This is a genomic window from Pseudomonas neuropathica (assembly GCF_015461835.1).
Classification (GTDB): Bacteria; Pseudomonadota; Gammaproteobacteria; order Pseudomonadales; family Pseudomonadaceae; genus Aquipseudomonas; species Aquipseudomonas neuropathica.
Genome location: NZ_JACOPX010000010.1, coordinates 190,875 through 209,547 on the forward strand (window position 1 = coordinate 190,875; position 18,673 = coordinate 209,547).

The window sequence follows — 18,673 nt, forward strand, 5'->3', positions numbered from 1 at the left end:
GAGAGAAAAAGCAATTGAAAAAGAACGTTCTTATCATTGGTGCAGGAGGTGTCGCTAAGGTGGTGGCCCACAAGTGCGCGCAGCATAACGATGAACTCGGTCGTATCGCTATCGCGTCGCGCAACATCTCCAAATGCCAGGCCATCATCGACAGCGTCAAGGCCAAGGGTAGCCTCAAACAACCCGCCGATATCAAAGCCTTCTCGCTCAATGCGCTGGATGTCGAGGCGACCAAAGCGCTGATCCGCGAAACCGGATCCGAGATCGTCATCAACGTCGGCTCCGCGTTCCTCAACATGTCGGTGTTGCGTGCCTGCATCGATACCGGCGTCGCTTATCTCGACACCGCCATTCACGAAGAGCCGGGCAAGATCTGCGAAACCCCGCCTTGGTATGGCAACTATGAGTGGAAGCACCTCGCCGAGTGCCAAGAGAAGAACATCACCGCCATTCTCGGCGTGGGCTTCGACCCGGGTGTGGTCAACGCCTATGCAGCACTGGCACAACAACAGTATTTCGACCGCATTGATTCGATCGACATTCTCGACGTCAATGCCGGTTCCCACGGCAAATATTTCGCCACCAATTTCGACCCGGAAATCAATTTCCGTGAATTCACCGGGCAGGTGTGGAGCTGGCAGAACAGCCAGTGGACCAGCAACACCATGTTCGAAGTCAAACGCACCGACGACCTGCCGGTCGTGGGTTCGCAGAACCTGTACCTGACCGGCCACGATGAAGTGCACTCGCTGTCGAAGAATCTGGACGTGCCCAACGTACGTTTCTGGATGAGTTTCGGCGAGCACTACATCAACGTGTTCACGGTCCTCAGGAACCTCGGCCTGCTGTCCGAACAACCGGTCAAGACCGCCGAAGGCCTGGAAGTCGTGCCGCTCAAAGTGGTCAAGGCTGTGCTGCCTGATCCGAGCTCGCTGGCGCCCGGCTACACCGGCAAGACCTGCATCGGTGATCTGGTCAAGGGCACCAAGGATGGCCAGTCGCGCGAAGTGTTCATCTACAACGTGGCCGACCACGAGGAAGCCTTTGCCGAAACCGACAGCCAGGGCATTTCCTACACCGCCGGCGTACCACCTGTTGCCGCTGCCCTGCTGGTCGCCCGCGGCGAGTGGGATGTGCAGCGCATGGCTAACGTCGAGGAACTGCCGGCTGAGCCGTTCCTCAAGGCGCTGGACGTCATGGGCCTGCCGACCCGCATCAAGGACGAAAACGGAGATCGTCCCTGGAACGGCGTAGCCTGAGGCTCGCAATAACCTGCGACGCGTCACTGCCCACTACAAAAAACGCCGCTCATTGAGCGGCGTTTTTGTATGCACTGAAAATCAGGACACGGCTTCTGGACATTGTTGCGCCGTGTTCCTGTTCCTGCCCTGACTGTTCCGGCTTTGTCGTTTACGGGATTTGGCAATCGAATCTTCTTGCGCGCAGGTTGTCCTTATTCCCGGATTGCGTGCCGCCATTCGCCAAGCGCCACTTTCCAACGCTTCTTTGCCTCCACCGCCATGGCCCAAAAATGGAAATGGCGTTAGCATTTCATCCATCCGGCTTAACAAGCCTGTTTTTTCAGATCAGGGTCGCATAGTGGAAAAGCTAAAACGCCTTCAAAGCGGAATCGAAGGGCTCGACGCGCTGCTGCAGGGAGGCCTGGTCGCGGGTGCTTCGTACATCGTTCAGGGCCGCCCCGGTTCCGGCAAGACCATCCTCGCTAACCAACTCGGGTTCCATCATGCCCGCAATGGCGGGCGCGTTCTGGTCGCCACGTTGCTGGCCGAGTCCCACGACCGGCTGTTCCAGTTTCTGTCGACCATGAGTTTTTTCGACGCCTCCCGAGTGGGCGCCGAAATACAGTTTGTCAGCGCTTTCGATACGCTGGAAAACGAAGGCCTCGATGAAGTGGTGAAACTGCTGCGGCGCGAAATCAGCCGGCAGAAAGCGACGGTCATGGTCGTGGACGGTTTGCTCAACGCGCGCTCCAAGGCCGACTCACCGATCGACACGAAAAAATTCATTTCCGAACTGCAAGGCCACGCGGCGTTCGCCGGTTGCACCGTGCTGTTTCTCACCAGCTCGCGCCTGGACGACGGCAGCCCGGAACACACAATGGTCGACGGCGTCATCGAAATGGGCGAAGAGCTGTTCGGCACCCGATCGGTGCGCCGCATTCACCTGCGCAAGACCCGCGGCAGCGGCGCGTTGACCGGTGTTCACGAATGCGAGATCACCGATCACGGCCTGGTGGTCTATCCGCGCCTGGAAAGTCTGTACAAACGCCCTTCCGCCCCCGACAGCGCAGACATGACACGCATTCCCAGCGGCATCGTTTCGCTGGATGACATTCTCGGTGGCGGCTTGCACAGCTCCAGCGTCACGCTCGTCATGGGGCCTTCCGGGATCGGTAAAACCACGCTGGGGCTGAAGTTTCTCGCGCAGTCGACGGCCGAAGCGCCGGGCCTGCATTTCGGCTTCTATGAGAGCCCGCAACGGCTGCGACTCAAAGGCCGTTCGCTGGGCATCAATATTGAAGAAATGGAACACAGCGGTGCACTGAGCATTGCCTGGCAGCCGACCACCGAGGGCTTGCTCGACGCCCTCGGTGCGCGCCTGCTGAGCCTGGTCGATGAAAAAGGTATCAAGCGCCTGTTCATCGACAGCCTCAGCGGCATGACTCGGGTTTCAACCACACCGGGACGCATCACCGACTTTTTCAGTGCGCTGATGAACGAGCTGCGATCCCGAGGCGTCACGGTCTTCGCCTCCTGGGAAATGCGCGATCTGTTCGGCTCCGAGGTCAGCGCACCGAATTCCGACCTGTCCAGTATTGCCGACAACCTGATTCTCATGCGTTTCTTTGAAAGTCACGCTGAACTTCGCAGGACGCTTTCCATTCTCAAGATACGTGATAGCGCCTATAACCCTTCGCGGTTCGAGGTAGTCATCCGTGATCAAGATGTGTTCCTGGAAAAGGCTTTGAGAAATGAACCTTCCGTCTCATCTGAGTCATTGCCTGGTTCAATATCGTAAGTCTTCGAGCGGGTTGAAATAACATGGCCACCATCCTGGTAGTCGACGACGAGTATCTGATTGCTGACATTCTTGGCTTTGCGCTGGAGGATGAAGGCTTCATGACGGTGACGGCCAGCAATGGCAAGAAAGCGCTCGAGGTGCTCGAGAGAGAACGGCCAGCACTGATCATCACGGACTTCATGATGCCGGTCATGGACGGCCTCGAATTCGCCGAAGCCGTGCGCGCTCAGCCTTCCGTCAAACACCTGCCGATCATTCTCATGAGTGGAGCGCAGGCGCACATCGGCATGCAGCGCTCGGATCTGTTTGACGTGGTGCTGCCCAAGCCTTTCGACATTGCGGTGATTGTGGCTGAGGTGAAGAAGCTGTTGGCCTCCTCATAGATACTCAACGACAAAGGCAATTTCGGCATTGGCATTGCCCGCTCTCATTTGTGAATTCGCGGGCTCAATGCTCACAAAGCGAGCTGGACCGCAACGGTCAGATCACCACGCTTTGACGTGGGGACAAAGAGGCAGATAGGGATGGCTGATTCATTGGGGGCAGCTTACTCACCCTATGAATGACTGACAACTCGCCGAGCATTGTTGAACGTGTTACACCACGGCGGCTTCAACCGCTCTGGAACGCCACGCAAACCCCAACACCATCAGCAGCCCGAGGCCCGCCATTGCCGCGCCGGCCAGGGAGATCGCCGGATAACCCAGCCCGCTGCTGATCACCGCGCCGCCCAGCGCCGCGCCAATCGCGTTGCCGAAGTTAAAGGCGCCGATATTCACCGCCGAGGCCAGATTGGGCGCGTCCTTGGCTGCTTCCATTACACGCATCTGTAGCGGTGGCACCAGAGCGAAGCTGGCGATCCCCCAGATCAGGATGGCCACGGCGGCCGGCAGCGGCCAGCGCATCAGTACGGTGAACGCCAACAACACCAGAATCAGCACGCTCAGCGAGACAATCAGGGTGCGATCGATCGAGCGGTCAGCGGCCTTGCCACCCCACATGTTGCCCAGCGTCAAACCGACACCGTAAAGCATCAGCATCGCAGTGATGAAGGCGGTGGACGCATGGGTCTCGCTGCTGAGGATCGGCGCGATGTAGGTGAAAACGGTAAACATGGCACTTGAACCGACGACGGTCAGGGCCAGCGCGGCCAGCACCGGGCCGCGCCCCAATACCCGAATTTCCGCCATGACGCCGACGCTTTGCGGCGCCCGCACGTTGGGCAAAGCGAACCACAACGCAGCCATGGTCAGCACGCCCAGGCCGGTAATGCCCCAGAAAGCCGTGCGCCAACCGAACAGTTCGCCAAACCAGGCGGCCAGCGGCACGCCGCCGATGGTCGCCAGGGTCAGGCCCATGAACATCGCCGCAACCGCCCCGGCACGTTTCTCCGGGGCGACCAGGGTGGCGGCGACGACTGAGCCAACGCCAAAAAACGCACCGTGGTTCAGTGAGGTGACCACCCTGGCGACCATGAGGCTGTAGTAGTCGGTGGCCAGGGCTGACATCAGATTACCCAGGGTGAAAATCGCCATAAGCCCGATCAGCAGATAGCGTCGGGGAATCTTGCCGGTGGTCAGGGTCATCAGCGGTGCGCCGAGCAATACGCCCAGCGCATAAGCACTGACCAGCAAACCGGCAGCGGGAATGGAAACGCCCAGATCCTCAGCGATACCCGGCAACATGCCCATGGGGGCGAATTCTGTAACGCCGATGCCGAAGGCACCGATGGCGAGTGCAACAAGTGGTGGATTGATACGCATGGAAAGCTCCTTATCTATGCCGCCAATGCTACGATCCTGTCTTTTCAGGCGGTATATAGCATTTTTGGCAATCACCTTTGCGTAGGAGGCACAAGTGGATTTCAACGGCAGGTCAGGTGAAATGAGCGTATTCACCACCGTTGCGCAGGAAGGCAGCCTGTCGGCCGCCGCGCGTGCACTGGGCCTGACACCCTCGGCCGTCAGTCGGATCATCGCGCGCACCGAGCAACGGCTTGGCACTCGCCTGCTGTTGCGCACCACCCGAGCGATCACCTTCACAGCCGAGGGCGAAGCGTTCCTGCGCGGCGCCCGGCGGATCCTCGCCGACATGGACGAAGTTGAAGAAGCCATCGCCGATCAAGGCGTGCCCAAGGGGCGACTGCGGGTCAGTGCCGCCCTTGGCCATGGACGGCTGGCCATCGTTCCCTTGGTCGCAGCCTTCAGCGCCCGTTACCCGAACATCGTCGTCGACCTCAACCTCGGCGACGAAGTGGTCGACATTCTTGGCGGGCAAGCCGACGTCGCGGTGCGCTTCGGCCATCTGCCCGACAGCCCGCTGACCGCACGCAGGATCGGCACCACCGGCCAGGTCGTGGTGGCATCGCCGGAGTATCTGCAACGTCACGGCATCCCTCAGGAACCGGAAGACCTGCTACAGCACAACTGCCTGCGCTTCAATTTCAAGCGTGCCGAACCCAACTGGCCATTTATCCGCGATGGCAAAGCGTTTTCCCTCAAGGTCAGCGGCAACATCGAATGCAGCAGTGGTGAAGCGCTGGCGCAATTCGCGCGAATGGGCGCCGGCATTGCCCGTATCGGGGAGTTCAGCGTGAGTGAGGATCTGCAGCGCGGCGAACTGATTGCGCTGTTGCAAGACTGGAACCCGGGGGATCAGGAACCGATTCATGCGGTGTTCGTCGGTGGCGCGGCAATGCCGGCGCGGGTGCGATTGTTCGTGGACTTTTTGGTGGAACATCATCGGATGTCAGCGCAGGTATAAGCTGATATTTGCGCAGCTGCATTGCGGATAATTCGGCGCGTGCGCATGACATCCCAAACAACAAGGTGCGGAGCAAGGAAGTCACCCCTTGAGTACATTTCGAAAGTATCTTTGCCTGGACTTGTTACTTTGGATCTACCTCGGTTGCTGGAATACCACGCTACCGCTGATCATCGTGCAGCGAGGAAGCCTGCTGGAGCTGGCCGCCTACGAAACAGCGCTCGCACTCGCGGCGATCATTTCGATGTTGTGTCTGGCGCCGCGTGTTGAGTCGATGCGCCGCAGTACGGCGCTCAAGGTGGGCTGTTTTGCGCTCTTGATGGCCAGCGTATTGCGATACTTTTTTGCCGCAAACTGGTATTCGCTTGATGCGCTGATAGTGATCGATGTGATCGCTGCATCAGCATTTGGAATGATCCAGCCTCTGTTGGGTATCTATCCTGCGGAAACCGTTGATAAACATCGGACGGATGCTGCATTTCGCGTCCGGCGCATCGTTGTTACTGTCGGCCGGGTTGCGGGGCCTTTGTTGGCGGGTATGGTGATTACGGTTTCTTCACTGGAAATCTCGCTGCTATTTGTGTCGATGGTGGGATTCGTCATTGTGGTTTTAGGCATGGTGTTACCCGTCAGCGCAGCCCCTGCCCTGCACCCCCGAAAATCATCAACCGATCTTGTTAATGACATGCTGTTGGGGCTTAGACTCAAATGCGTTCTACCGCCAGAACAATTTTTGACCTTTTCCGGATTACTGCTTGGTCTGGCCGTAACAGCGACCGTACCGATGCTGGTTCCAACGCTCATACACACGCGCGGCCTTGCTGAAGGTAGCGTTGGCTTGTTCAATGCGGTATTCGCGGGTGGAGCCGTTGCAGGTTTGTTCTTTTTAAGCCCGCTGATTAGCAAAAAGGAAGATCAGCGCAACAAGTATCTTGGATGCTGGATACTGTTAACGTTTGCACTCTGTGCAGCGACACAAGCCGACGAGATCTGGCAGTTGAGTACTTGCCTGTTTTTCGCCGGGGCAGCGAGTGCCTGCATTACGATGGTCGGAATGGACAAGAGGCTCATGTCGATCCCCTCCGGCGTACGCGTGCGACTGATGGCATCCACATTAGTGATCAGTCAGCTAGGCGGCTCCGTGTCATTCATGATGACGGGCGCCATCATGTCCAGATCCGGCGCAACCAGTTTGATGTGGCTTTATCTCGGGGTGTTTCTGGTTATCGTCATATATTCCATGCGATCAAAAAAGATATGGCACTTCCTGGAAGATGACGCTGAGTCAGAGCTGTATTACGCAAAAAACCATCCGAAACTGGCGGCAGTCATGAGTCGATGAAATGTCTCCTGAGAATGTGCCCGACATGCCGGGACGACGCGATCACCCATGTTCCGCTGCCAACATTGACCTGAGCTAAGTTGGAAGATGAATTCACGATCTTGCGGGAGAAGTGACAGTGCTATCCGATCCAGAGGCGCGCGTAGCGCTCAAAGAACTGATTGAAAAACACCTCAAGGGAAGAGATCCCGATTACGACCGTCTGATCGAAATTGTTCAGGATCCTTCGCGGCAAGTTCCGATCAGGGGTGTGCTTGAGGGCATGAGACGGTACAACAAGGTCCAGTACACGCAGCAGGACCTAGCGCTGATCGACGACCTTTTGTACATGTATGGCTGAGACAGAACGTGCTGGTAGCGGGCATGGGCCGGCGTGACTGGTTATGCCACTCACGCTTTCTATAATGAGTCACCGGCCATGCCTGGAGCGCTTGTTATGTCACCTTCCCCTGATCAAAAATCCGCTGTCGTTTTACGCCGTGCTTCAAACTGCGATCTAGAAGATCTGATAGCCATTCGGATTGAGGCCATGCGCGAAAGCCTAGAGCGGCTTGGGCGATTTGATCCTGATCGCGCGCGCGAACGGTTTCATAGTGGTTTCGACGCTAGCAGCACGCGCCGCATCCCCATTAATGCGAGATTGGTGGCCCCTGCGATCAGTTCGATTACCTGCACGACGTAAAAACGCGTATCCAGGCTTCCCGCCGACGCCCATTGGTTAAGCAAAATGGCGCACGGCAGCAGAGCCAACAGGCCATTGGTGGCAATGAATGGCATGCGTTTTTTCTTCAAATTCAAGAACGTGTTGCTGCCCCCGATGGCTTGATGGAGCTGCGTGGAGATGAAACCGGCACGTTGTTTCATCCAGTTGGCATCCAGCTCCCATGCGCCAAGGAGGTCAGGTATATCGTCTGCGTCGACAGTGAAGAGGTTGATCAATACCACTGGAGCTTCGCTGCACTGCAGCTGTTGGGTGATGGGGACGATCGGGTCAAGGATGGCTTGCTGGAATTTCAGCCCAACCCTCACCATCGCAGGGCGCAGCTGGTTGTGCTGACTGAAGCTGGAAAGCAAGCATTCGATTCTGCAATGAAGCTTCAAGCGCCCTGGATCAACGAGCTTTCACTGGGTCTGGATGTCGATGCAATCCAGACCACTCACCAGGTTCTAAACCAACTGCGCAATAAGCTTGAAGAAGATCAAAGCGACTCACCCGCCGAACGTCCACTGGATGTAACTAAGCCCTGACTACTCAGGGCTTTGTCGTTTCTGGGGGACGCGCGACCTGCTCCACATGGGTGGATCGCTTGCGCGTTTTTTCAGCTCTTTACGCGTACTTGCGAGAAGCACTCTCCTGGTTGAATAACGGTTTTATCACTCCAGATCGCTGATGGAATGCAGACGAGGCCATCAAACAGCAACCGAGCCGTGCGCATCAGCCCGCACCCGACCAATCGCTCGTCCTGCAAGCGCAACTCCACAGTGAACTCGCCCGTCGGATGTTCGATCGACAGGCGTTTCACCTCGCCCTCCTCCACAACCGCCATGACCGCCGCCACACTGCCCTTGATCAGGCAGGCGGCAGCCACGCTGACCGCGCCGAACACGCCAATGCTGGTGTGGCAGCGATGGGGAATGAAACTGCGTGTGGTGATGGCCCCACCGACCTGCGGCGGTGCAATCAGGCACATTTTCGGCACGTTGCGCTGGCTCACATCGCCCAGGTTCATGCGCCGCCCCGCTTGTAGGCGGATGGACTCCAGACGCTGTTTCAGTGAAGCATTGACGTCGAGTTGCGCGGGATTCTCATAGCCACTGCAACCAAGCTCTTGCGCGTTGATCAGCACCACGGGCATGCCGTTATCGATGCAGGTCACTTCAACGCCGTCGATCACGTCCCGGGCGTTGCCGGTCGGTAACATTGCACCGCAACTGGCGCCAGCGACATCCTCGAATTCGACAATCAAAGGCGCGGCCTGTCCCGGCACGCCGTCGATACGTGCGTCGCCGTCATAGCGCACCTCACCATCAGACGTTGGTACATGGGCGATGGCGATCTGTCCGGTGTTTTCCATGTATATCCGCACTGGGGTGACGTCGGCTGTCGCCGTCACCAACCCGCGCTCGATGGCGAACGGACCGACACCGGCGAGGATGTTTCCGCAGTTCTGACCGTAATCGACGCGCGGCTCATCCACCAGCACCTGGGCGAAAAGGTAATCGACATCTGCATCTGCGCGGCTTGACGGTCTGATGATCGCCACTTTGCTGGTCAGCGAATCAGCGCCGCCAATGCCGTCGATCTGCCGCGCATCCGGCGAGCCCATCACCGCCAGCAGCACGCGGTCTCGCAGGGCGGGTTCTTGCGGTAAATCGTCGGCCAGAAAGTAAGCGCCTTTCGACGTGCCGCCGCGCATCAACAGACAGGGAATGCGGGTCTGCGCCATGCTCAGTCTCCCAGTTCTTCGAGGCTGTCGACGTAGCGCAAACCCTTTTCCGCCAGACGCGCGCGCATGTTGTAGATGTCCAGACCCAGTTCGCCCTTGGCCAGGCGCAGAGCTTTCTGTTCCTCCAGGTCGGCGCGGGCGCGACTGGCTTCGACGACTTGCAGCAGCTCGGTGCGTCGCACGACCACCACACCATCGTCATCAGCAATCACCACATCACCCGGGTGCACCAGTTGCCCGCCGCACACCAGCGGCAGGTTGACCGAGCCCAGGGTTTCTTTGATTGTGCCTTGCGCGCTGATGGCGCGGGACCAGACCGGGAAGCCCATTTCGCGCAGAGTGTGGGTGTCGCGCACGCCCGCATCAATTACCAGCGCCCGAACGCCGTGGGCCTTGAGCGAGGTGGCCAGCAGGTCGCCGAAGTAGCCGTCGGTGCACGGTGAACTCGGCGCGACCACCAGAATATCGCCGGGCCGGCATTGTTCGACGGCCACATGGAACATCCAGTTGTCACCCGGGGCGACCAGGACCGTGATGGCTGAACCACTGATCACTGTGCCCTGCTGAATCGGTCTGATCGAAGTCGCGAACAGGCCTTTGCGCCCCTGCGCTTCATGAATGGTCGCCACGCCGAAGCGCTTCAACTCATCGACCAGCACCGCTTCGGCCCGCTGAACATTGCGCACGACAACGCCTGTCTTGCCGATATGTTCGCTCATCCCAGATTCTCCGTGACGCGCGGGAAAATACTCTGGTAACCCTCGCCATAGACGATGTTACGAGTTGAAGTGATCCCGACATTACGTTTGGCTTGCACACCGCGTTGCAGGGCGACGCGCGTGTAGTACTCCCACAAATGCTCCTGACCTGCCATGCACTGGATGGCCGCGTACTTCTTGTCCCAGACATCGGTGATGTCGAGCAGCACATCGGGGCGCCATTCGCATTGCTCGGGCTGGTGTGGCTCGAAACTGTAGACCGGCGGTGCGCCGACGATTCTCTCACCCGGTTTATAGCCTTCGGCCTGGGCGATGATGCGCGCCTCCTGGGTGAGGTTCATGGCCAGTGGGTGATCGTAGTTGTACGGGTCTTTGAGCGAGTGGCTGAGAACGAACTCCGGTTGCACCCGGCGAAAAACATCGGCAAGACGGAACAAGGTTTCCTTGTCGGCGCGCATCGGGTAATCGCCGATATCGAAGAACTCGACACTGGCCCCGAGAATGTCGGCGGCGGCCTGAGCCTCTTCGCGACGTGCGGCTTTGACCTTGTCTTCGCTCATCTCGCCCTTGCGCCACAACTTGGCGGATTCGCCGCGCTCACCGAACGACAGGCAGACGATGTGAACCTGGTAACCCTGCTGTGCATGCAGAGCGATGGCGCCACCGGCACGCCAGACAAAATCGGCTGAGTGGGCGCTGACAACCAGCGCGTTTTTGGTTGAATCGATCATTGCGGATTCTCCTCTTGCGTTGCGAAAGAGCATCGCATCGCACCTCGTCGACGGAGTAATGCGTTCGAGTGTTCGAGGTATGCGTTTTTTTTATTGCCACTCAAACATGCCGGCGGCATAGTCGCCTGAACCGCCGATCCGCAGAGTCCTCGCCCGATGGAAAACCCCGAACTGCCAAATCTGATGCACGTGCGTGCCTTCGTCCGCGTAGCTGATCATGGCAGCGTCTCCAAGGCATCAGTCGCGCTGTACCGAGCGCAATCAGTGGTCACCCGCTCCATATCGGAATTTGAAGCCCGCCTGGGCGTGACGCTGTTCGAGCGCCATGCCAACGGTATGCGTCTGACCAATTTCGGAGAGCGTTTGCTGCCCCGAGCGCGACGGGTGCTGGCGGAGCTTGGGAGCGTGCCGACATTGCTCGGCCAAGGTGAAAAAGCCGCGATTGAACCGCTTTATCTGTTCCAGGCCCGACGCCTGCAAGTGTTCGTCAAACTCTGTGAAACCCAGCACATGCAGACAGTTGCCAACCTGCTGGGGCTGAGTCAGCCTGCGGTCAGTTCGACGCTGAAAGTCCTCGAAAACGGCTGCGGCCAATCGCTGTTCGAGCGCACGCCACGCGGCTTGCAACCGACCCGCGCCAGTCATGACATTTTGTTTGCCATCCGCCGTGCGCTGAACGAGTTGCGCCATATCGACACCGACATCACCGCCCTTCGCGGCGCCTTGCACGGCGTCGTCCACGTCGGTGCACTGCCCCTTGGCCGCACGCGCATCCTGCCCGAAGCCATCGTGCGCCTGATGGCCGAGCACCCGGGTATTCAAGTGATCACCAATGAGAGTCCCTTCGACCTGCTGGCGACTGAATTGCGCGCCGGTGATGTGGATTTCATTTTGGGTGCGCTGCGTTCATCGACCTATGCCAGCGACCTGGTCGGCGAGTCACTGCTGACGGAGGAAATGGTTGTGCTTGCGCGGCGTGATCATCCGCTTTACGGCAAAACCGGCCTGCAAGATCATCTCGCTAACGCGCAGTGGGTATTGCCGCGCGCCGGTTCTCCGGCCCGCAAAATGCTCGACGACTGCTTCGCCGGTTTCGGCATTCCGGCGCCTTCCCCGGTGGTGGAAAGCGCCGACATGGCGATCATTCGCGGGCTGTTGTTACGCTCGGACATGCTCGCGGCCGTTTCTGCGCATCAATTGGAACAGGAGATCGCGTCCGGCGAGTTGTGCATTTTGCCGCTGGAATTGAAACAGACCGCCAGAGCCATCGGCCTGACCTACCGCAGCGGCTGCCTGCACTCACCGGTGGCGCAGGCGTTGATGGAGATGATCCGCCAAGTAATCCGAACTCAGGCCAATGCAGCGATTAAAGCAGGCTCAACGGATAGCTGATGATCAAGCGATTCTCGTCGAACTCATTGCTGCTGTAATCGCGGCGAATGCTTGAGTTGCGCCAGCGCAGGTTGAGGTTCTTGAACGCACCGCTTTGCAGCGTGTAGCCCAACTCGGATTCGCGCCCCCATTCCTTACCGTCGGTGACGGCCCCGCTGTGCACATTGTCGCCGCTGATGTAACGGTTCATCAGGGTCAGACCGGGCACGCCGAGGACGGCGAAGTTGTAGTCATGGCGCAGTTGCCAGGATTTCTCCCGCGCATTGTCGTAACTGTTGTTGTAGCTGTCGTTGGCCAGCGTTCCGCCGCTGGTGCCGTTGACTCTCATCCAGGCATCGTCGCCGCTGAGCTTTTGCAAACCGAGGTAAAACGTGTTGCCGCCGTAGCGTGCCGAGAGCAATGCCGAGAACGTACGGTTGTCCAGATCGCCTGCGCGGGCACTGCCATCATCGCGCCCCCGGAAGTAGCCAAGATTGGCGCCCAGCGTCCAGTCACCCAGTGGTTGGCTATGAACCAATTGCAGATATTGTTGCTGGTAGATGTCCTTTAGCTGAGCATTCCACACGCCGATCATCGTGCGTTTTTCGTTGAACGCGTATTCGCCGCCGACGAAGTTGAAACGGTCAGAGGTAAACGCGGTTTTGCCCTGCATGAACATGTCTTCCATGCTGGAATCGTTGCGCGGACTGTTCTGCCGGAACTGACCGCCATACAGGGTCAAACCGGCGATATCCTGTGAAGTAATCTGACCACCACGAAAGGTTTGTGACAACGAGCGACCGTCGTCGGAACGCAATATCGGCAACACTGGCATCCACTCGCCGAGCTTGATTTCGGTCTTGCCGATTTTCATTTTCCCGGCGACAGCCAGGCGGCCAAATTGATCGGCAGGTCGGCCATCACTGTCCAGCGGCAGCAATTGCGTGCCACCCGTGCCTTGACCGCCGTCAAGCTTCAGCGAATACAGGCTCAGCACATCCACACCGAAGCCGACTGTGCCTTGGGTGAATCCGGAGCGCACATCGAGAATGAAATTCTGCGTCCACTCCTCGGCTTTGCCCTGCGCATTGGCCGGGTTGGTGAAATTACGATTGATGTAGAAGTTGCGCAGGTTGAGATTGGCGCTGGCGTCTTCCACAAAGCCTGCGGCGCTCGCCTCGACAGGCAGAGCACAAACGACGGACAGCGTGAAGACTACGCGGGTATTGGCGGTGATTTTCATTGTTATTGTTATCCATTTTTTTGGGATGAAGCAGTCCGCTACGCCCGCATGAGCCGGGCGCAGTGAAGTCATTCAAGGGTGTTGCGAAGCGGCCCGGAACGAGCCGCCGATGACGCCGTGTCGTTAGCGTGGGGCCTTGCCCGCTACCGAATAGAGCACCTGCTGATTACGGGTTTTCATGAACGCCTCCAGGCTTTCTCCGCGCATCGCCGCGTAGATCTGCAGATTCGGCACCCCGACCACGGCAGCGAGTTTTTCCAGCACGAAAAAAATCGCCCCGTAGTGAATCAATCCGCGCCAGTCGCGGCGGCGCAGCAGATCCCGCTCGTCATCACTCAGTCCTGCTTCATCGAACAGCGCCTCGGGTTGGTCAAGGAAACGCTGACGCCAGTGCGGCTCGATCATGCGATGCAAAAACTTGTTCAACCGATAACCTTTGGCGCTGCGTTCCAGGGTGAACGGATAGGTGCCTTCGAGCTTCTCGATACCCGCCAACTGATGCTGCATGTGCTGCAAGTGCCGCGCAATGACGTCGACGGGAACGGGTCGATCCTGGTTTTCCAGCAGCAATGTGGCAATGCCGGTCATCGACGGCAGGTAGTAATCCTGGTGCAGGTTTTTCACCGTGGCTGACAGCGCGCCGCGCATGATCAGCCAGGTGATCACTTCCGAACCTTCCATGCCTCCCAGCGCGGCGTACTCGGCATGGGTCATTTCGGTCAGGCGCTCGGGATCATTGACCAACAGATCAATGAACTGCTGGTCCCACTCCGGGTTGTTGAAACCACAGCGTTCGCCGTGCACCTGGTGGGAAACGCCGCCGGTCGCGACGATGGCCACTTTCAAGTCCTCGGGGTAGCTTTCAATAGCCCGGCGCAGCGCCTGGCCCAACTTGTAGCAGCGCCGCGCACTCGGCACCGGAAACTGCAACACGCCAACCTGCAGCGGCACGATCTCCACCGGCCAGTCCGGCTCGCACGGCAACAGCGCCGACATCGGCGAGAAGAAGCCATGGTCGAGCGGCTTGTCGCGGAAGAAGCTCATGTCGAATTCATCCGCCACCAGGCTCTCGCCGATGTGCCGCGACAGCGCCGCATGACCAGCGATCCCCGGCAACTCGCGTGGATTACCGCCCTCATCAGCGACTTCGTAACGTTCATCGACCCCTAGGGAAAATGCACCATAGTGATCAAAGAAAAACGACGTCACGTGGTCATTGAAGATATAGAACAGCACATCCGGCTGCTGCTCCTTCAGCCACACCTTGATCGGCTCGAAGCCACGGAAGATCGGCGCCCAGGCGGCCTCATGCTGCTTGTCGTGATCGACCGCAAAGCCAATGGTCGGGGTGTGAGATACAGCAAGGCCACCAATGATGCGTGCCATAACGAGTTCCTTTGTCGAAAAAGATTAATGCGTCAGCAAGGCCCGATTGACTCGGCGCCGTGCATGACCGTTGGCCAGGATCGCCAGTGCAGCGATAAAGGCAGGCACGCTCAACAGGGCAAACAGCAGCGGTAACCCCAGCCCGAGGCTGAGCACCGCGCCACCGATGAGTGAACCAAAGATAGCCCCGAAGCGGCCGATACCCAGCATCCAACTGACGCCCGTGGCGCGGCAATCTGTCGGGTAGTACCCCGGCGCGAAAGCATTGAGGCCGGTTTGCGCCCCACTCATGCAGAAACCTGCCGCCACTATGCCGACCGCCAGCAGACTGGATTCGAGGCTGAAGGCGCCCAGCAGCAGAATGAAAGCGCCACCCAGAGCGTAAGACGTGGCAATCACCGCGTTCGGATTACGCCGGTCCATCGCCCAGCCAACTGCGATGGCGCCGACGGTACCGCCAATCTGGAACAGGCCGGTGATGGTCGCGGCGCGTTCGATGGACAGCCCACCTTCACGCAACAGGGTCGGCATCCAGCCCATGGTCAGGTAGATCACCAGCAACCCCATGAAGTAAGTCGCCCACAAGGCGAGCGTGCCGAAGCGATAGCTTTCGTTGAACAACAAGCGCAGCGGTGCTTTTTGCTGAGCCTGCGGTTCGGCAATGACGAATTTCGTCGCTGCGCTGAACGTGCCGCCCAGCTTGTTCAGCACCTTGGCGATCTGGCTGGCGGGCGCGTTGCGTGCGGCGAGAAAACGCGCCGACTCAGGCAGCAACAGCCACATCAAGGGCAGCAGCAACATCGGCAGAATCCCGCCGGCGAGCAACACCGACTGCCAGCCGTGATGGGGAATCAACCACGCTGCGAGAAATCCGCCCAACCCCGACCCCATATTGAATCCGGTGAACATGATCGTGATGAACAGTGACCGATTGCGTTCCGGCAAATACTCGGACAGCAGTGTGGTGGTGTTGGGCAACGCTGCGCCCAGCGCCACACCGGTCAGCAGACGCAAGGCCGCCAGTTCGTAGGGATTGCGCGCAAAGGCGCAGGCCAGGCTCAGCACGCTGAAGCCAGTCACCGCCGTCAGTAGTACCTTTTTGCGGCCGATTCGGTCGGCGTAAGGGCCAGCAGTCAGCGCGCCGATCGCCAGCCCAATCATGCCCGCGCTCATCACCGGGCCAAACGCCGCTTTCGAAAGCCCCCACTCTTGAATCAACGAGGGGGCAATAAATCCCATCACCGCGACGTCGAAGCCATCGAAAAGCACTATGAAAAAACATAAACCCATAATCAGCCACTGGTACGGCACCACTTTTCGGTTGTCGATCCACGCTTTGATATCGACCGTTTCACTCGTCATGCTCTCACCTTCTTATTTTTGTAGAAGTCCCGACGGACAAGGCCTGTAAGTAGACCGTCCACGCTGAACGATGAAGGTGACTGTAAAGCCGCAGGTATACCGCCCGCCTCTGGGAAATCCTTAAGCAGGTATCGGTTTTTCTTATCGGGGGATCAACAGAGATAAACAGAGCGTGGTAGAGCGAGGAGTTGATGAACATGGCGCGAGCGGCCGCTAGAGGATGACGAAATGCCAACGGCCCTTATGTAACCAGAAAACATGCCGATACCGTGCAGCAGCACGGAAGCACCGCAGCAGCACTTACTTCATGGACGGCAGGAGCCCAAACAATGTTGGAACACCTCTGGCGCAGCATCCATTCCCCGGACTACTTGCCCAACGTACTGGACTGGATGCTCCATATTCTCCTCAGCCCGTTCATGGTGATCATGTGCCTGATGGTCGGCGCGCTGGCGGGAAAATGGTGGAGAGCACTGCCCTACGGCAGTCTGACTTGTTATGTGGTTTTTCTGAGCCGGTCTTCTTTCTATCGCTGGGAAAGCATTTTCCCCCTGGCTGGCCTGCCTGCGCTGGCGATAGATGGCGCACTGCTTGCGCTGCTCGGTTTTTATTTGAAAGGCGTACTCAGAACCCGCGCAGACGCAAAAGCCGAAGGCCATTGGCTGCGCAGGCTTTATCAAGGCCTTAAGGTTTTTCTGCTGACGATCATGGTGATGTTCTGGGGATTGGTCGTGCTGTTTGTCGTGGTCTTCACGGTCTCGGTCGCGACCCAACCGTCATTGGTGCATTGAGCAGCCTCCTGCTCGATCAGACAAATCGGGACTCCGGATCGCCGGAAACAGCGGCCGACTCAACAAGATGAACTTCAGTGGCATTGCGACCCGCCAGCCAGGCAAGCACAGACGCGGCGACCAGCACCGCCGCACTGAGCTCGAATGTGGCTTTGTATCCGCTCAGGTCAAAAGCCAGACCGCCAATGATTGCGCCTCCGGCGATCGCCAGTTGCACAATCGCCACGAGCAAGCCGCCTCCGGCTTCCGCATCATCCGGAAGCGTCTGCGCCAGCCATGTCCACCAGCCAACCGGCGCGGCCGTAGCAACCAGTCCCCAGAGTCCGAGCAACATGGCGGTGAGTACCGGTGATTTGCCGAAGCTGACCAACGCCAGCGCGATGGCCGCCATGATCAGCGGGATGATGGTCAACGTGCGGTAGAGGCCGCGACCCATAAACCTTTCAATCAGAAAGGTGCCGATAAAACCGGCCAGTCCCAACCCCAGCAACATCAAGGACAACGTAGAAACACTGACGCCCGTCACGCCTTCAAGAAAGGGCCGCAGGTAGGTGAACAGCATGAACTGCCCCATGAAAAACACGCTGACGGCGATCATGCCCAAGGCCACTGGCAATTGCTTCATCAGGCGCAGGACGTTGCCGCTACCGGCCTGGTGCTCGGCCTTGAACGACGGAAGGCTGATCAGCAGCCACCCGGCGGCCAGCACCGCGACTGGAACCACACAGAAGAACGCGCCGCGCCAGCCGATCAGCGAACCGAGAAAGCTCCCCGCCGGAGCGGCGATAACCGTGGCGAGAGCGTTACCGCCATTGACGATGGCCAGCGCTCGCGAAACCTGTTCAGGTTTTACCAGGCGCATCGCAGTCGCTGCCGACAGTGACCAGAAACCACCAATCGCTATTCCGATCAACGCACGTCCAAACATGAATGACGGGTAACCCGGCGCGACCGCGACGACCGTGCCGGAGACGATCATCAGCAAGGTCAGGCCCAGCAGCAACTTCTTGCGCTCGATGCGAGCGGCGACCGAGGCGATCAACAGGCTGGTGATCAAGGCAAAGGCTCCGGACACGGAAATCCCCTGCCCGGCCTGGCCTTCGGTGATGTGCAGGTCTGCCGCAATCGGCGTCAGCAGGCTGACCGGCATGAACTCTGAAGCGACCAAAGCGAATGCGGCCAGCGACATGGCCAGCACGGCGCTCCAGCCGCCTGTTCTTTTAGAAGGATCTGTAGAAGGAAACGTCATGGGAACGACCTGTGATGCGAAAAAACGGGTGGATGTGATGCGCAGGGGCAAGCAGTTCGACGCCCATCCGGGCACTGCCCCTGTAACAGATAGACACATTCTCCCGGTCAATCCGGCCCTTCCCTAGTGCATTCCTCTTGAATGCTTGCCTGATCCTCTGGCGATGCAGGGTGATGGATAGGAAACGTCTCGCGCGCGGATTAGAGTTCGGTCAACAGGAGTAACCC

17 protein-coding genes are annotated in these 18,673 nt (G+C 58.7%); 9 read left to right on the plus strand and 8 right to left on the minus strand.

All coding sequences use genetic code 11. From position 1 onward, the window contains the following. Positions 1–14: 14 nt before the first annotated feature. From H8F23_RS16605 to H8F23_RS16615, 3 genes are all read left to right on the plus strand, one after another. Positions 15–1,259 carry a saccharopine dehydrogenase family protein gene (locus H8F23_RS16605; protein ID WP_095125982.1) on the plus strand — a complete coding sequence of 415 codons (1,245 nt, stop codon included), beginning with the start codon at positions 15–17 and terminating at the stop codon, positions 1,257–1,259. Positions 1,260–1,599: 340 nt separating this feature from the next. Beyond that, a complete protein-coding gene (locus H8F23_RS16610) occupies positions 1,600–3,039 on the plus strand; it encodes an ATPase domain-containing protein (protein ID WP_194935084.1) in 1,440 nt (479 codons plus the stop codon). 23 nt (positions 3,040–3,062) lie between these two features. Next, complete coding sequence (locus tag H8F23_RS16615; protein WP_194935085.1) at positions 3,063–3,425, plus strand: response regulator; 363 nt, start codon at positions 3,063–3,065, stop codon at positions 3,423–3,425. Between the two features lie 213 nt (positions 3,426–3,638). Here H8F23_RS16615 and H8F23_RS16620 read toward each other — a convergent pair whose 3' ends face one another. Further along, a complete protein-coding gene (locus H8F23_RS16620) occupies positions 3,639–4,805 on the minus strand; it encodes an MFS transporter (RefSeq protein WP_194935086.1) in 1,167 nt (388 codons plus the stop codon). Between the two features lie 94 nt (positions 4,806–4,899). Here H8F23_RS16620 and H8F23_RS16625 point away from each other — a divergent pair, with 94 nt between their 5' ends. From H8F23_RS16625 to H8F23_RS28910, 4 genes are all read left to right on the plus strand, one after another. After that, positions 4,900–5,805, plus strand: coding sequence for a LysR family transcriptional regulator (locus tag H8F23_RS16625; protein WP_194935087.1), 906 nt, complete (start codon positions 4,900–4,902; stop codon positions 5,803–5,805). 88 nt (positions 5,806–5,893) lie between these two features. Beyond that, positions 5,894–7,147 carry an MFS transporter gene (locus H8F23_RS16630; RefSeq protein ID WP_194935088.1) on the plus strand — a complete coding sequence of 418 codons (1,254 nt, stop codon included), beginning with the start codon at positions 5,894–5,896 and terminating at the stop codon, positions 7,145–7,147. A 118-nt stretch (positions 7,148–7,265) separates the two neighbouring features. Further along, complete coding sequence (locus H8F23_RS16635; protein WP_194935089.1) at positions 7,266–7,487, plus strand: hypothetical protein; 222 nt, start codon at positions 7,266–7,268, stop codon at positions 7,485–7,487. 374 nt (positions 7,488–7,861) lie between these two features. Continuing rightward, complete coding sequence (locus H8F23_RS28910; protein WP_228759260.1) at positions 7,862–8,395, plus strand: MarR family winged helix-turn-helix transcriptional regulator; 534 nt, start codon at positions 7,862–7,864, stop codon at positions 8,393–8,395. Between the two features lie 71 nt (positions 8,396–8,466). On the opposite strand, the gene H8F23_RS16645 is transcribed toward H8F23_RS28910, so the two are convergent. From H8F23_RS16645 to galB, 3 genes are read right to left on the minus strand one after another with little or no spacing between them, the layout of a single operon-like run. Next, positions 8,467–9,594, minus strand: coding sequence for a 4-oxalomesaconate tautomerase (locus H8F23_RS16645; RefSeq protein WP_194935090.1), 1,128 nt, complete (start codon positions 9,592–9,594; stop codon positions 8,467–8,469). Positions 9,595–9,596: 2 nt separating this feature from the next. Continuing rightward, the gene (locus tag H8F23_RS16650) at positions 9,597–10,313 is read right to left on the minus strand and encodes a 4-carboxy-4-hydroxy-2-oxoadipate aldolase/oxaloacetate decarboxylase (RefSeq protein ID WP_194935091.1); all 717 of its coding nucleotides are present in this window, start codon (positions 10,311–10,313) and stop codon (positions 9,597–9,599) included. Continuing rightward, on the minus strand, positions 10,310–11,044 hold the full coding sequence (gene galB, locus H8F23_RS16655; RefSeq protein ID WP_194935092.1) for a 4-oxalmesaconate hydratase: 735 nt from the start codon (positions 11,042–11,044) through the stop codon (positions 10,310–10,312). The genes H8F23_RS16650 and galB overlap by 4 nt, the downstream gene beginning before the upstream one ends. Positions 11,045–11,200: 156 nt before the next feature. Between galB and H8F23_RS16660 the strand changes: the two genes are divergently transcribed. Then, entirely contained in the window at positions 11,201–12,436 is a 1,236-nt protein-coding gene (locus H8F23_RS16660) for a LysR family transcriptional regulator (protein ID WP_194935093.1), read from the plus strand. Here the strand turns inward: H8F23_RS16660 and H8F23_RS16665 are convergent. The 3 genes from H8F23_RS16665 to H8F23_RS16675 all read right to left on the minus strand — a co-directional run bounded on the left by H8F23_RS16665 (position 12,411) and on the right by H8F23_RS16675 (position 16,406). After that, a complete protein-coding gene (locus H8F23_RS16665; protein WP_194935094.1) occupies positions 12,411–13,658 on the minus strand; it encodes an OprD family porin in 1,248 nt (415 codons plus the stop codon). The genes H8F23_RS16660 and H8F23_RS16665 overlap by 26 nt on opposite strands. 123 nt (positions 13,659–13,781) lie before the next feature. After that, positions 13,782–15,044 carry a gallate dioxygenase gene (locus H8F23_RS16670; RefSeq protein WP_194935095.1) on the minus strand — a complete coding sequence of 421 codons (1,263 nt, stop codon included), beginning with the start codon at positions 15,042–15,044 and terminating at the stop codon, positions 13,782–13,784. Between the two features lie 24 nt (positions 15,045–15,068). After that, complete coding sequence (locus H8F23_RS16675) at positions 15,069–16,406, minus strand: MFS transporter (protein ID WP_194935096.1); 1,338 nt, start codon at positions 16,404–16,406, stop codon at positions 15,069–15,071. 329 nt (positions 16,407–16,735) lie between these two features. Here H8F23_RS16675 and H8F23_RS16680 point away from each other — a divergent pair, with 329 nt between their 5' ends. Then, a complete protein-coding gene (locus H8F23_RS16680) occupies positions 16,736–17,197 on the plus strand; it encodes a hypothetical protein (RefSeq protein WP_194935097.1) in 462 nt (153 codons plus the stop codon). 16 nt (positions 17,198–17,213) lie between these two features. Here the strand turns inward: H8F23_RS16680 and H8F23_RS16685 are convergent, their stop codons facing one another. Then, positions 17,214–18,446, minus strand: coding sequence for an MFS transporter (locus tag H8F23_RS16685; RefSeq protein WP_194935098.1), 1,233 nt, complete (start codon positions 18,444–18,446; stop codon positions 17,214–17,216). Between the last annotated feature and the right edge of the window lie 227 nt (positions 18,447–18,673).

What these genes read in the sequence shown, in the direction of transcription:
- H8F23_RS16615 (WP_194935085.1), top strand. Translation starts at nt 3,063, where the DNA reads ATGGCCACCATCCTGGTAGTCGACGACGAGTATCTGATTGCTGACATT.
- H8F23_RS16620 (WP_194935086.1), bottom strand. Translation starts at nt 4,805, where the DNA reads ATGCGTATCAATCCACCACTTGTTGCACTCGCCATCGGTGCCTTCGGC.
- H8F23_RS16645 (WP_194935090.1), bottom strand. Translation starts at nt 9,594, where the DNA reads ATGGCGCAGACCCGCATTCCCTGTCTGTTGATGCGCGGCGGCACGTCG.
- H8F23_RS16650 (WP_194935091.1), bottom strand. Translation starts at nt 10,313, where the DNA reads ATGAGCGAACATATCGGCAAGACAGGCGTTGTCGTGCGCAATGTTCAG.
- galB (WP_194935092.1), bottom strand. Translation starts at nt 11,044, where the DNA reads ATGATCGATTCAACCAAAAACGCGCTGGTTGTCAGCGCCCACTCAGCC.
- H8F23_RS16660 (WP_194935093.1), top strand. Translation starts at nt 11,201, where the DNA reads ATGGAAAACCCCGAACTGCCAAATCTGATGCACGTGCGTGCCTTCGTC.
- H8F23_RS16665 (WP_194935094.1), bottom strand. Translation starts at nt 13,658, where the DNA reads ATGAAAATCACCGCCAATACCCGCGTAGTCTTCACGCTGTCCGTCGTT.
- H8F23_RS16670 (WP_194935095.1), bottom strand. Translation starts at nt 15,044, where the DNA reads ATGGCACGCATCATTGGTGGCCTTGCTGTATCTCACACCCCGACCATT.
- H8F23_RS16675 (WP_194935096.1), bottom strand. Translation starts at nt 16,406, where the DNA reads ATGACGAGTGAAACGGTCGATATCAAAGCGTGGATCGACAACCGAAAA.
- H8F23_RS16680 (WP_194935097.1), top strand. Translation starts at nt 16,736, where the DNA reads ATGTTGGAACACCTCTGGCGCAGCATCCATTCCCCGGACTACTTGCCC.
- H8F23_RS16685 (WP_194935098.1), bottom strand. Translation starts at nt 18,446, where the DNA reads ATGACGTTTCCTTCTACAGATCCTTCTAAAAGAACAGGCGGCTGGAGC.